Source organism: Cellulomonas carbonis (assembly GCF_014636275.1).
GTDB lineage: Bacteria > Actinomycetota > Actinomycetes > Actinomycetales > Cellulomonadaceae > Actinotalea > Actinotalea carbonis.
The window spans coordinates 43,567-56,897 of sequence record NZ_BMEB01000007.1; the positions used below are offsets into that span (position 1 = coordinate 43,567).

Annotated in this window: 10 protein-coding genes; 6 read left to right on the forward strand and 4 right to left on the reverse strand. The window is 76.7% G+C overall.

The window, feature by feature from the left end; genetic code table 11:
• The first annotated feature begins 127 nt into the window (after nucleotides 1-127).
• From IEV86_RS15955 to IEV86_RS15970, 4 genes are all read left to right on the forward strand, one after another.
• Entirely contained in the window at nucleotides 128-892 is a 765-nt protein-coding gene (locus IEV86_RS15955) for a copper homeostasis protein CutC (protein WP_043609398.1), read from the forward strand.
• A gap of 160 nt (nucleotides 893-1,052) precedes the next feature.
• On the forward strand, nucleotides 1,053-2,954 hold the full coding sequence (locus IEV86_RS15960; protein ID WP_043609394.1) for a pectate lyase-like domain-containing protein: 1,902 nt from the start codon (nucleotides 1,053-1,055) through the stop codon (nucleotides 2,952-2,954).
• 218 nt (nucleotides 2,955-3,172) lie between these two features.
• A complete protein-coding gene (locus tag IEV86_RS18030) occupies nucleotides 3,173-3,544 on the forward strand; it encodes a LapA family protein (RefSeq protein WP_081978909.1) in 372 nt (123 codons plus the stop codon).
• A gap of 98 nt (nucleotides 3,545-3,642) precedes the next feature.
• Nucleotides 3,643-4,182, forward strand: coding sequence for a hypothetical protein (locus tag IEV86_RS15970; protein WP_052426507.1), 540 nt, complete (start codon nucleotides 3,643-3,645; stop codon nucleotides 4,180-4,182).
• 26 nt (nucleotides 4,183-4,208) lie between these two features.
• Here the strand turns inward: IEV86_RS15970 and IEV86_RS15975 are convergent, their stop codons facing one another.
• Nucleotides 4,209-5,522 (reverse strand): MFS transporter, encoded by a 1,314-nt coding sequence (locus IEV86_RS15975; RefSeq protein ID WP_081978908.1) that lies wholly within the window; start codon nucleotides 5,520-5,522, stop codon nucleotides 4,209-4,211.
• An 80-nt stretch (nucleotides 5,523-5,602) separates the two neighbouring features.
• On the opposite strand from IEV86_RS15975, the gene IEV86_RS15980 reads away from it, so the two are divergent.
• A complete protein-coding gene (locus IEV86_RS15980; RefSeq protein WP_043609389.1) occupies nucleotides 5,603-5,857 on the forward strand; it encodes a hypothetical protein in 255 nt (84 codons plus the stop codon).
• A 3-nt stretch (nucleotides 5,858-5,860) separates the two neighbouring features.
• On the opposite strand, the gene IEV86_RS15985 is transcribed toward IEV86_RS15980, so the two are convergent.
• Entirely contained in the window at nucleotides 5,861-6,718 is an 858-nt protein-coding gene (locus IEV86_RS15985) for an oxygenase MpaB family protein (protein ID WP_052426506.1), read from the reverse strand.
• 495 nt (nucleotides 6,719-7,213) lie between these two features.
• Between IEV86_RS15985 and IEV86_RS15990 the strand changes: the two genes are divergently transcribed.
• On the forward strand, nucleotides 7,214-11,806 hold the full coding sequence (locus tag IEV86_RS15990) for a PDDEXK-like endonuclease domain-containing protein (protein ID WP_229734697.1): 4,593 nt from the start codon (nucleotides 7,214-7,216) through the stop codon (nucleotides 11,804-11,806).
• Nucleotides 11,807-12,206: 400 nt separating this feature from the next.
• Here IEV86_RS15990 and mscL read toward each other — a convergent pair whose 3' ends face one another.
• Both mscL and IEV86_RS16000 read right to left on the reverse strand, forming a co-directional pair.
• On the reverse strand, nucleotides 12,207-12,611 hold the full coding sequence (mscL, locus tag IEV86_RS15995) for a large conductance mechanosensitive channel protein MscL (RefSeq protein WP_043609926.1): 405 nt from the start codon (nucleotides 12,609-12,611) through the stop codon (nucleotides 12,207-12,209).
• Nucleotides 12,612-12,678: 67 nt separating this feature from the next.
• A complete protein-coding gene (locus tag IEV86_RS16000) occupies nucleotides 12,679-13,320 on the reverse strand; it encodes an SAF domain-containing protein (RefSeq protein WP_052426547.1) in 642 nt (213 codons plus the stop codon).
• Between the last annotated feature and the right edge of the window lie 11 nt (nucleotides 13,321-13,331).

The window sequence follows — 13,331 nt, forward strand, 5'->3', positions numbered from 1 at the left end:
TTCACCGACCGACCCACCCTGTCGAGGTGAGGGTTGTGGTCGGCGTGTCGCGCGACACGCCGACCACAATCCTCACCTCGACGGGCGTGTGGCTAGCGTCGCTGCTGGCACGACGAGGGGAGCGACCATGACGGGGCGGTCCGACGGGCGACGTGTGGCGGTCGAGGTGGCCGTGCAGGACGTGGCCGGGGCGCGGGTCGCGGCGCGGGCCGGTGCCGACCGGGTCGAGCTGTGCGCGGCGCTCGGCGCGACGGGTGGTGTCACGCCCGGACCCGGGCTCGTCGCGCGCGTGCTCGAGGCGCTCGCGGACCTGGACGGATCGGACGCGCTCGGCGTGCACGTGCTGGTGCGACCGCGGCCGGGCGGCTTCGTGCACGACGCCGACGAGGCGGACGTGCTCGTCGCCGAGGTGCGGTCGGCCGTCGCGGCGGGCGCCGCGGGCGTCGTCGTCGGCGCGCTCACCGGGGCCGGGGTCGTCGACGCCGCCCTCGTCGCGCGGCTCGTCGACGCGGCGGACGGGCGGGAGGTGACGTTCCACCGCGCGCTCGACGTCGTCGCCGAGCCCCTGCGCGCCGTGGACCGGCTCGCGGACCTCGGCGTCGTGCGGGTCCTGACGTCGGGGGGCCGGCCGCGCGCGGCCGACGCCACCGTCGAGCTGCGCACGCTGGTCGCGCACGCAGCCGGCCGGCTGCAGGTCATGGCCGGCGGGGGAGTCGTGCCGGGCGACGTCGCCCGGCTCGTGCGCGCGGGGGTCGACGCGGTGCACCTCTCGGCCCGAGCGTCCGTGCCCGACCGCGGCCCGGCAGGGCCCGGCGGCGGGGCGGGTGGGGACCTGGACGTGACCGATGCGGCGCTGGTCGGGCAGGCCGTCGCCGCTGCGGCGACCGGGTGACGAGACCGGGCCCGTCCAGGACTTACTGACAGGTCGGAAAGTGTGGTTTGCTCCCGATGGGCCCGGTCTCATCGCCGCGGGCGGCCCCTCCGGTCGAACCCGACCGTCCGCTCCGGCGTCGTCGGGCCGTCCGCAAGTCACTCGACGGAGAGGACCTCGCATGGACTCCCACCAGCCCCGGCGCCGACGTGCCCGCATCGCCGCACCGGCGGTGCTCGTCGCCGCCGCGACGGCGGTCGCCTCGTCGGCCGCCGCCGCACCGCCACGCCCCGCCGGACCGCCCGACCTCGGGTCCGACGTCGTCGTCCTCGACCCGAGCATGTCCACGGACGAGATCCAGGAGACGTTCGACGAGATCCACGCGCGCCAGGTCGACGCCGAGATGGGCACCGACCGCTACAGCCTGCTCTTCCTGCCCGGCGAGTACGGCTCGGCCGAGGACCCGCTGCAGATCCAGGTCGGCTACTACACCGAGGTCGCGGGCCTCGGTGCCTCGCCGTCGGACGTGACGATCCACGGCAAGATCGAGACCTACAACCGGTGCCTCTCGGACGACCCGGCGAACCCGAACTGCATCGCGCTCGTCAACTTCTGGCGCACGCTGTCGAACCTCACGCTCGACATCGAGGCCGCCGGCCAGGACGGCTGCCGCGCGTCGGCCAACTTCTGGGCCGTCTCGCAGGCCGTGTCGGTGCGGCGGGTCGACGTCCGCGCCGGCGAGGGCGACCCCGCCTTCTCGCTCATGGACTACTGCACCGCCGGCCCGCAGTACGCGAGCGGCGGCTTCATCGCCGACTCCCGCTTCGGCGACGTGATCAACGGCTCCCAGCAGCAGTGGCTCACGCGCAACAGCGAGGTCCGCAGCTGGTCCAACGCCGTCTGGAACCAGGTGTTCGCGGGCGTCGAGGGCGCCCCTGACGACGCGACCTTCCCCGACCCGCCCTACACGACGCTCGACGAGACGCCGCTGAGCCGTGAGAAGCCGTACCTGCACGTCGACGACGACGGGCGGTGGGCCGTGCGCGTCCCGTCCGCGCACGAGGGCACGCGCGGCATCACGTGGGCCGACGGCGAGACGCCGGGCCGGACGGTCCCGCTGAGCGACTTCTACGTCGCGTCGCCGGACGACTCCGTCCAGCACATCAACAGCCAGCTCGCGCGGGGCAAGCACCTGCTCCTCACGCCCGGCGTCTACGACGTCGCGCGCACCATCGAGGTCCGCCGTGCCGGCACGGTCGTGCTCGGCATGGGCCACGCGACGCTCACCGCCGTGGACGGCGCGGTGCCGATGCGCGTCGCCGACCGCCCCGGCATCGTCGTCGCCGGCGTCACGATCGACGCGGGCACCGAGGAGTCGCCCGTGCTGCTCCAGGTCGGCGGCGACCGCCGCGGCGACGGCCACGCGTGGGGCCGCAGCGGCCGGGGCGAGCTCGACCCGATCACGCTGAGCGACGTCTACTTCCGGGTGGGCGGTCCGCACGTCGGGCGCACCGACGTCGCGCTGCAGATCGACGCCGACGACGTCCTCGTGGACCACACCTGGGTGTGGCGCGGGGACCACGGCGTCGAGGGCTTCACCGAGGGCGTCAACGGCGACACGGAGCGCTGGCGCACCAACACGGGCCGCAACGGCGTCGTCGTCAACGGCGACCGGGTCACCGCGACGGGCCTGTTCGTCGAGCACTTCCAGGAGCACAACACGATCTGGAACGGCGAGGACGGCCGCGTCGTGCTCTACCAGAACGAGCTGCCGTACGACCCGCCGACGCAGGCCGACTGGACCGAGCCCGACGGCACACTCGGCTGGGCCGGCTACAAGGTCGGCGACGACGTGCGGACCCACGAGCTGTGGGGCGGCGGTGTCTACGTGTTCAACCAGAACAACCCGTCGATCGTCACCGAGAACGGGTTCGAGGTGCCGCAGACCGAGGGCGTCCGCCTCAACCACGTCATGACCGTCAACCTGAGCGCCGGCACCATCCGGCACGTCGTCAACGGCGTGGGCGGTCAGGTCGACAACACGAACACGGGTCAGCCCGCGTACGTCGTCAGCTACCCCTGACGTCCGGGCGGCTCGGGCGCGGACACGTGCCGCGCACCCGAGCCGACCGGGACGTGACCGACGGAGGGTCGCCCGCGCACCGCGCGGGCGACCCTCCGCCGTCAGCGGGCACGCCGGGCCCGCCCTCCGCACAGGCGGCAGGCGTACGGTGGCCGCAGGCCCGGGACGCACGCCCTCAGCTCGACGGCGGACCACCCGGCGCCATCGAGGAGGGCGTCATGCCCGCCCAGCCCGAGACCACCCGCCACCGGCCGTCCGCGGCCGGCGCCACGCGCCCGGCGGAGAGGCCCACCACGCGTCGAGGTCCGTCGCCGACCCGCACCGGGAGGCAGGGACGGAACCGCACGCGCGCCGGAGCCGCGTGGGTCGGCATCTGCGTCGCCGCGCTCCTGCTCGTGGCGCTCATCGTCTTCATGCTCCAGAACACCGGACCCGTCGAGGTGACGTTCCTCGGGATGACCGGCACGGCCCCGCTCGGCCTCACGCTGCTCATCGCCGGCGTCGGCGTCGGGCTCGTCGCGCTCGTCATCGGGACCACGCGCATCACCCAGCTCCGGCACCGCCTCGGCGCCGGCCGCACCCCGCGGTGACCCGCGGCGCACCGCCGCCGCCCGACGTCCGGCCCACCCGCGCCCGCGGCGTGGTCACCCGTAGTACCGCGCACCACGACCTGATCGGCGCTGACCCCATGCTGCACACCTCCGCACCCTCCGTCGACCCCGCCACCGAGGCCCCCGCCGAGATCCCCACCACCGAGACCCCCACCCCCGAGACCCCGGCCGCCGGGTCGCCCGCCGGCGAGTCCAGCACCGCGGTCCCGAACGGGCACCTCCGCCTCACCTCCGTCCTCGCCTCCGGGCTGCCGGCCGAGGTCGGCACGCCCGACGAGCCGCGCCGGTACACGGTGCCCGCGGTGTTCTCCCGTCAGGTGGGCCCGCGCGAGAAGGCGTACCTCGAGGACCCCTCGACGGCCCGCCGGCTCGCGGCGGACGGCCACCCCGGCGTCGAGCTGCGGGTCTCGGACCGTCGACTGCTGATCGGGAACACGACCCTCGCCGAGCTGCGCGACGGGCTCGCGTCGCGGATCGCCGCGGTGCTGCGCGAGATGGGCGACGCGATGGCCCAGGAGCAGACGCGGCTCGACGACGAGCGCAGCGAGCGCCTGGTCCACGAGCAGGAGCGTGCGGCAGCGGTCACCGCGCTGGCGGCAGACATCCGGTTCGACTGAGAGGCCCCCGGGGCGAGGGGGTCGCGTCAGCGCCGCGCGGGACCGGTCCCGCCGTCGTCGGCCTCCTCGCGTCCCCGGTGCTCGTCCGTGCCGCGGTCGTCCTCGACCGTCGGGTCCTCGTCGGCGTGCGCGATGTGCCGCAGCTCGCGCCAGATGAGCACGACGAACACCGCCGAGCCGACGAACGCGAACCAGAACGGCGCCGTGACGCCCCAGCGCTGGGCGAGCGCACCGCCGATGCCCGAGCCGACGACGAGCCCGCCGAACACGCCGACCATGTTGACGCTGCCGACCCGCCCCTGGAGCGCGCTCGGCACCGCGCGCTGGCGAACGGTGGTCGACGTCGTGCCCCACACGAACGCGTGCGCCCCGAACACGACGAAGATCACCATCGCGACCCAGGCCTGCCGCGTCAGCGCGAGCGCGAGGTGCGTGAGCGTCTCGATGACCAGGCCGATCCGCATGAGGTCCGCGAGGCTCACGCGGCGCGTGATCCAGCCGTACGCGGCGGTGCCCGCCAGGCCGCCGACCGCGCTCAGGGTCGTGAGCAGCCCGAAGCCGACCGCGCCCATGCCGAGACGTTCGGTCGCGTACAGGACGAGCACCGACCACGCGGCACCGAACGTGATGTTGAACGTGAAGATCGTCAGGACGAGCGTGCGCACCGCGGCGTGCTGGCGCACCCAGCGGAACCCTTCCGCGATGTCGTGGCCCAGGTGAGACCCGGTGCGCTCGCGCCGGCCGTGCGCGGGCAGCACGAGGCGCGACGCGAGGACCGCGCCGAGCGCGACGAGGACCGCCTGGCTCGCGAAGGGCCACACGACGCCCGCGGCGAACAGCGCGGCGCCGAGCGGTGGCCCGGCGAGCTGGTTCATCGTGATGAACCCCGTCTGCAGGCGCGCGTTCGCGACGCCGAGGTCGACGCGGCGCACGAGCATCGGCAGGAGCGTCTGGGCGGCGTTGTCGGCGAACACCTCGGCCGTCGCGAGCGCGAACAAGGTCGCGAGGACGACCGCGACGGGCACGTCGCGCGTCGTCAGGGCGAGTGCCAGGACCACGAGCATCACGGCGCGCGCGAGGTCGACCGCGACGACGAGGAGGCGCCGGTCCAGCCGGTCCGACAGCGCGCCCGCGAGGAGCCCGAAGAGCAGCGGCGGCAGCCACTGGAGGGTCGCGGCGAGCGCGACGACGAAGGGTGACTCCGTGAGCGAGGCGACGAGGAGCGGACCCGCGGCGAGCGCGACGCCGTCGCCGAGGTTGCTCGCCCACGAGGAGCCGAGGAGCCAACGGAAGCCCGTCCCCAGGCGGCGGGGGAGGACGGTCTCGACGAGGCGGCTCACGAAGCGGTGATGCTACGCCCCGGGTCCGCTGCGACCTTGGTCCCCCGAGGGTCCCCCGGCAGGCGCGGACCCTGGGACCCGTGCTCTTCCTGCAAGGCCTGACCCACGACCCGTCGACCCGGACGCTGCGGGTCCGCATGGTCAACCCCAGCCGCACGCGGTGGGCGCTGTTCGAGTACCGGGACGTCCCCGAGGAGCTCTACGACCAGCTCCGGACGGCGGGCCCGGACCGCACGGGCGTCCTGGGCAGGCTCGGCGCCGAGCACGACGTGCGGCGCGTGGGGGAACCCGCGTGGCACCGCGCCGGGACGGTCGACGTCCGTCACGGCGGGTAGGGCTCACCCGACGCGTCGTCGTGCGACCCGCTCGTGCGGCCAGCACCGCACCGGGCGCGGGAGGAACGGCAGGACGGCCCGCACGGTGAGCCGCAGGACGGCGAACGCAGCACGCTCGCGTCGGCGCCAGGGCAGGCCGTACGCGATCCGGACCGCGGGCGGCAGCAGCCCCGCGGCGACCAGTGCGGGGAGGCGCCGCAGCCCGCGCGGGAGCACGGGCGGCGTCGGGTCGAGGACGTCGCGGGCCAGCCCGCGCGCCGTGCCGTCGACGGCGAGCGTGCTCGCGACGTGCTCGGTGACGAGCTCCTCGACGGACGCCCAGTCCGTCGTGAGGTCGCGGGCGTCGACGCCGAGCACGACGCCGAGCACGCCCATGTCCCGGTGGTAGGCGTCGCGCTCGTCGGGACCCAGCGGGCGGACGAACACCTCGGTCGCGCGGACCGCGGACCACTCGAGCGTCGTGAGGACCCACCGGGCGAGCGTGGGGTCCTGCGCGCGGTAGGGCGTGCCGGCGGCGACGTCTCCGACGCGCACCGGGAGCCGGCCGCGGACGGGGGCGTGCGCGCCCGCGACGCGCGCCGCGGCGCCGCGCACCTGCTCGGTGTCGCCGAACGTCACCGTCAGGACGGCGTCGAGCGTCCCGCGGAGGCGGCGCAGCGGGTCGTCGACGAAGTCGCTGTGCGCGGCGACCCCGGCCGCGACGAGCGGGTGCGCCACCTGGAGCAGCAGCGCGGCGGGGCCCGCGAGCAGGAGCGCGCGCTCACGTCCGACGCGCCACGCCGCCGAGTCCGGGCCCAGCAGTCCCGGGTCGCCCGGTCGCCCCGGTGGGGGAGGGTCCGGGAAGAACCGCGAGAGCCGCACGCGTGCCTCCTCGGGACGAGACCGCCCGCAGCCGCGGCCGGTCGGACCATCGTGCCCGAGAGGGATCCGCACCGGGGGTGCCCGCCGAGCGACCATCCGCGACCCACGCCTCCGTCGCACCTGCGGATTCCGTCGTCGGGGCCGCTTGTCACTGATGGAGTCATCGGAGTCACAGGCTCGGGGCGACCGATCGAGTCGCCGATCGGCCTTCGCGCAGTTTGACGCACGGGGCGGGCGGACTCATACTCGTCCTCGACGGTGCGCATCGCCTGCCCCCTGCGCGGTGCGCACCGTCGTCATGTCCGGACTTTCCCGGGCCGGCCGCGCCGACGCGTTGCCCGCACGCTCCTCCTGCCCTCGCCCGGGCACCCTCCCTGCGCTCCCGCCGACGGCGACGCGCTCGCGGCCGAGGTCGCTGCCCTGGGGGCCCGCGTCACCCCGTGCGCCCGGCGCGCCAGCCCGACCGCCGCGGGCGGGGCGGTTAGCGTGGAGGCCGTGACCCTTCCCGCGCGCCGCCACGACGAGGGATCCGACGACTCGACCGGTCCTGACGCCGGAACCCCCGCCGAGGACACCACCGCCCCGTCGACGGGTCCGGCCCCGACGCCGGACCCCGGTCGCCGCGCCCCGCGGCGCACCTCCGTCCTGCGCCGCCCCTTCCGCGGCAGGACGTCCGCCGCCGACGCCCGGACCGCCGACGACGCTGCACCCGACGACGCTGCACCCGACGACGCTGCACCCGCCGACGACGCAGCGCCCGGACCTGCGCGCGCGGGTGCACGAGACGCCCGCGGACCCGTCGAGCCCGGCTCCTCCGACGACGCCGTCGACGGCCAGGGCCGGCCCGACGCCACCCGGCCCGCAGCCCCCGGCGCGGACGCGGACGGCGCCCCGAGCTCCGCCGACGACGGCGACCCGAGCGCCGCGAGGACGGGCCGCGGTGCCGCGCCCGGTCCCGTCGGCGGGGGACACGCCGAGGCGGGTGCGGCCACCACGACCCCCCGCCCGACGACGGCGCCCGCCGCGGACGAGCCGAGCGACCCGATCGCCCGCGCGACGCGACGCTGGCGTGCCGCGCTCCTCGAGCGCGCGGGCGACTCGGCGCTCTCGGACGTCGAGCGGCTCGGCGACGCGGTCCTCGACCTGTCGGCCGCGCACCCGTCCGGGATCGCGCAGATGTTCGCGGGGCGCGAGACGCGGCTGTCGAACCTCGTCCGCGACGGCGGCGCGCTCGCCTCCGCGCGACGCCGGGCCCGGGCCGTGGCGGCCCGCGCCGACGACCACGCGCAGCGCTACGGGCTGGCGTCCGCGTTCCTCGCGATCGGGGTCGCCACCTGGTCCGAGCCCGGCGGCACGGGTGCCGCCGGCGACGCGCCCGGCGACGAGCCGCGGACCGTGCGTGCACCGGTGCTCCTGCGTCCGGTCGCGATCCGCCCGCGCGGCCGCGGGGAGAGCGACTACGACCTCGCGCTCGACCCGTCGCTCGACGTGAACCCGCTCCTCGCGGGGGCGCTGCGCACGCGAGGCGCGCTCCTGGACCCCGCAGCGCTCGCGCGCGGCGCCTTCACCGAGCACGGGTTCGACCCCCGCGCGGCGCTCGACCGGCTGCGCTCGCTCGGGCTCGCGCTGCTGCCGGACTTCGAGCTCGACGAGCGCCTCCTCGTCGGCACCTTCGTGCACCCCGAGCAGGCGCTGGTCGACGACCTCGACGCGCTGCCCGTCGTCGAGCACGAGGTGCTGCGCGCGCTCGCGGGTGACGCGGCGGCCGTCGCGGCGCTCGCGCACCCCCTCCCGCCTGTCCTCACGGGGGACCGGCCGCTCGAGCAGGAGCGCGGGGTCGGCGACCTCGACCCGGCGCAGGTCCACGTCCTCGACGCGATCGCCGCGGGGCACCACGTGCTCGTCGACGCGCCCACCGGGAGCGACGTCGCGGGCACGCTCGCGGCCGTCGTCGCGGACGCGGCCGCGGCCGGCCGCACGGTCCTGTACGTCGCGGGTCACCGACGGGCCGCGACGGCGCTCGTCGAGCGGCTCGCGGCTCTCGGTCTCGACGAGACCGTCCTGGACATCCCGCCCGAGCCGACGTGGCGCACGCAGGTCGCGGGCCGGCTGCTCGCCGCGATGACCGTCCAGCCCGTCGAGGTGCCCGAGGACGAGGTCGCCGTCGTGCAGCGCGAGCTGCTCGACCGCCGCCGCCGCCTCACGGGGTACATCGAGGCGCTGCACCGCACGCGCGAGCCGTGGGGGGCGTCGGCGTACGACGCACTCCAGGCGCTCGCACGGCTCACGTCCGCACGGCCCGGTCCGCAGACGCGCGTCCGCCTCTCGCCCGCCGTGGCCGAGTCGCTCACCGCCGAGCGGCGGGCCCAGGCCGCCGCCGACCTCGTCCGCGCGTCCGTGCTCGGAGCCTTCAGCGCTCCCGTGCGCGCGTCCGCCTGGTACGGGGCGGACATCCTCACGGCCGCGCGCGCCGACGACGCGCTGCACCGCGTCGAGCGCCTCCTGACGGACACGCTCCCGCGCGTCCAGGCCGAGGTCGCGCGCGTCGCCGAGGAGACGGGCCTCGTGCCCGCGACGACGCCGCGCGAGTGGGGTGAGCAGCTCACCATGCTCGCCGAGGTCCGCAAGGCCCTCGACGTGTTCCAGCCGATCGTGTTCGAGCGGTCGGCGGCGGACCTCGTCGCCGCGACCGCGACCGCCCAGTGGCGCGCCGAGCACGGCGTGGAGATGAGCGGCATGCTCCGCCGGCGCCTGCGCAAGCAGGCCAAGGACCTCCTGCGGCCCGGCCGCCCGGTCGACGACCTGCACGCGGCGCTCGTCCACGTCCAGGAGCAGCGCGGCGTGTGGCAGGCGCACTGCCCGGCGGGCGGGTGGCCGCGCATCCCCGTCGGGCTCGCGGACGTCGAGCACGACCACCGCGAGCTGAGCGAGGACCTCGCGTGGCTCGGCGGGGTGCTCGCCTCGGGCGACGCCGCGGCGTCGGGCGCGGGCGGGTCTCGCGCGACCGACCTCGCCGGGCTGGCCTGGGACGAGCTCGACGGCCGCCTCCGCCGCCTGCGCCAGGACCGTGCCGCGCTCGACCTCCTGCCCGAGCGCACCGCCGTCGTCCGCCACCTCGCCGGCCAGGGGCTGGGCGACCTGCTCACGGACCTCGAGGACCGGCAGGTCCCCGCGGGGCTCGTCGCCGCCGAGCTCGACCTCGCGTGGTGGAGCACGGTGTTCGAGGCGATCCTGCGTCAGGACCCCGCGCTCGCGGGCTACGACGGGACGGCGCTCGCGCGCCTCGTCGCCGAGTTCCGCACGCTCGACCGGCGGCACCTGCGCGACCGCGCCCTGCTGAGCCTCGCGTCGTCGCGCGAGCTCCTGCGGACGAGGCTGCGCGGGGCGGACGAGGAGTCCCAGGCGCTGTTCGCCGAGCTGGTCGAGCACCGGTTCGCGGGCCTGCGGACCGCCGCCGAGCGCTACCCCACGGTCGTGCGCCACCTCCGGCCGTGCCTCGTCGCGTCGCCCGTGCTCGTGCCGCAGCTGCTCCCGGCCGGCCGGACCGAGGACCTCGTGGTCCTCGACGCCGCCGGGCACCTCCCGGTCGAGGTGGTCGTGCCCGCGCTGGCGCGCGGTCGCCAGGTGCTCGTCGTGGGGGACACCCGCAGCGCGTCGGGCAGCGCGCTCGCCGAGCTCGCCGCGGTCCTGCCGACGGTCCCGCTGCACGCCGACGCGTCACGACGCGACCCGCACCTGACCGCCTTCCTCGCCGAGCACGGGTACGCGGGCCGCCTCACCGCGACGCCGCTGCCGTCGACGCGTGCCCTCCTGCGGCTCGACGTCGTCGCCGGCACGGGCATGCCCACGGGCGACGGGGGAGCGGTCGAGTCGACGCAGGCCGAGGTCGAGCACGTCGTCGAGCTCGTCGTCGAGCACGCGCTGACCCGGCCCGACGAGTCGCTCGCCGTCGTGAGCGCGTCGCCGCAGCACACGGCGCGGCTGCGCGAGGCCGTGATGACCGAGGTGCGGGACAACCCGGCGCTCGGCGCGTTCTTCGCGGCGGACCGGTCCGAGCCGTTCGTCGTCACCGAGGTCGGCGCGACGCAGGGACTCAGCCGTGAGGCGGTCATCCTGTCGGTCGGTTTCGGGCGCACACCCCACGGGCGCGTCCTGCACCGGTTCGGCGCGCTGAGCGAGCCCGGGGGCGAGGGGCGCCTGCTCGAGGCGATCGGCAGCACGCGTCACCGGCTCACGGTCGTCTCGTGCTTCGCCGACGACGACCTCGACGTCGAGCGCCTGCGCGCACCCGGCGCGCGCCTGCTGCACGACCTGCTCGTCCTGGCCGCCGAGCGCACCGCCGCGACGGGCGACGCGCGTGCCCGGCGTGAGCCGCACGCCCCCGACGCGTCGGAGTCGGACTCCGACCGGCTCGTCCTGGACCTGGCCGAGCGGCTGTGGCGCACGGGCCTCCTGGTCGAGATGCGGCACGGCGTCCCGGGCGGCGCGACCATCCCGCTCGTCGTCGGGCACCCCGAGCTGCCGGGCGAGATGCTCGTGGCGGTCCTGACCGACGACGAGTCCTACGTCGCCGAGCCCAGCGTGCGCGTGCGCGACAGGCAGGCCGCCGAGCGGCTCGAGCGGCTCGGCTGGACGGTCGTCCAGGTGTGGTCGGCGGCGGCGTTCCTGGACCCCCAGGGCGAGGCCGACGCCGTCGTGGAGGCGACGCTCGACGCGCTCGCGCGGCGTCGCGCCCAGCGGGTCGCGGTGCAGGGCCGGCCGTCGCGCGCACCGGACCGGGTCGGCGCCGACGCACGCTCCGTGACCGACGACGCTGGCGACCTCCCGGGCGACGAGGCGCACGACGAGCTCGTCACGGCGGTCCCGACGCCCCGCGGCCCGCGGCCGCCCGTCGAGCGCGGGCTCCCGGTGAACGCCTACAGCGACGACGAGCTCGACGACGTCGCGGCCTGGGTCCTGGCCGACGGCGCGCCCCGTGACGAGGCCGAGCTGGCCGCCGCGCTGCGGACCGAGCTCGGCATCACGCGCCACGGCGCGCGCATCGACGCGGCGATCGCGGGTGCGGTGCGGCGCGCGCTCGGCTCGTGACCGGCGCAGGCGCGACGCGCCCCGACGGCGCGGGTTCCGGCCCGCCGGACGACGGCGGCGCGGGCGCCGGCCCGCCGGACGACGACCGGACGGGGACGACCCCTGCGGCCCCGCGCCGTAGGGGCCCGCGCCGCGCGACGGGTGGTACGCCGGCGACGACCCCGCCGACGGACGGCGCGCGGGACCCCTTCGGCGTGAGCCGGGACGACACCGACGAGGGCTGGGGCGGTCGCGGCGGCGACGACGACGAGCGCATCCTGCGCGAGGTGCCGCCGCACTGGTGAGCCGACCGGCGAGCCGCGGTGCTGAGCAGCGCGTGAGACCGGAGCTGATGGCGTGGCCGGCCGCAGGGCCCGAACCGGTGGGCGGGGCCTCCGACGCCGCCCACCGGGGCGCGGGGTCAGACGTCGGCGCGGCGCGCCAGGAGGTCGCGGATCTCGGTCAGCAGGAGCACGTCCTCGGCGGGTGCGGGCGGCTCGGGCTCGACACCGGCCTTGCGACGCTTGGCGAGCGTGTTCATCGGCAGGACGATCAGGAAGTACACGACCGCGGCGATCACGAGGAAGTTGAGGATCGCGCCGACGACCGCGCCGATCGCGAGCACGGGCGCGTCAGCACCCGAGCCGAGCGGCACGGTCCAGGTCTCCGCGAGGTTCGGTGCACCGCCGATCGCCGCGATGAGCGGGTTGACGATCCCCTCGACCACGGCCGTCACGAGCGCCGTGAACGCGGTGCCGATGACGACCGCGACCGCCAGCTCGATGACGTTGCCCCGCATGATGAAGTCCTTGAAGCCCTGGATCACGGTTCCTCCTCGGTGGGTGTCGGGAGGATCCTGCCACCGTCGTCGATCGAGGTCCGCGAGGACGCGCTCACCCGACCAGGACGGCACCGACGGCGTGCCAGGCGGCGAGCGAGGCGAGCCGGCGCCCGTCGTCCGGGCCGACCGCCACGACGGTGAGGACCGTCGCCTCGGGTCCCACCCCGAGGGCGCCCGCCGCCGCCTCGCGGCTCGACTCGAGCACGAGCGCGTCGCGCGCGACGACGTCCGGGGCGCCCGTGGGCTCGGCATCGGATCCCGCCACGAGGTCGACCCGGTCGCCGGGGCGCAGGATCGCCGCGACGGCGGGGTCGGCGAGCCGCACCGGGACCACGACGCTCCCGTCCGGCGCGTCGACCGCGAAGCGGTCACCGGCCAGGAGGCCCTCGACGACCGCCAGCCCGGCGGGGACCGCGACGGCGACCTCGGAGCCGACCAGGGGACCCGGCGCGCCGCTCGCGCCCGACGGGACCAGCGCGCGCGGGACGCGGGCGACACGCAGGTCCGACGCGGTCAGGACGGTGCCGGCCGCGAGGTCGCGCGCCGCGACGACGGTCGGCAGCGTCGCGGGGGCCGGTGGGGCGGCGGCCCGTGCGACACCGAGGGCGACGAGCGCGAGCGCGCCGAGGAGGCACAGCCGTCGGATGCGCCACAGCACGATGCGGGCGCGCAGCAGCACGGGGAGGCGGGTCATGCCGGGACGCT

Coding starts and splice junctions, on each gene's coding strand:
- IEV86_RS15955 (WP_043609398.1), top strand. CDS start 128: ATGACGGGGCGGTCCGACGGGCGACGTGTGGCGGTCGAGGTGGCCGTG.
- IEV86_RS15960 (WP_043609394.1), top strand. CDS start 1,053: ATGGACTCCCACCAGCCCCGGCGCCGACGTGCCCGCATCGCCGCACCG.
- IEV86_RS18030 (WP_081978909.1), top strand. CDS start 3,173: ATGCCCGCCCAGCCCGAGACCACCCGCCACCGGCCGTCCGCGGCCGGC.
- IEV86_RS15970 (WP_052426507.1), top strand. CDS start 3,643: ATGCTGCACACCTCCGCACCCTCCGTCGACCCCGCCACCGAGGCCCCC.
- IEV86_RS16000 (WP_052426547.1), bottom strand. CDS start 13,320: ATGACCCGCCTCCCCGTGCTGCTGCGCGCCCGCATCGTGCTGTGGCGC.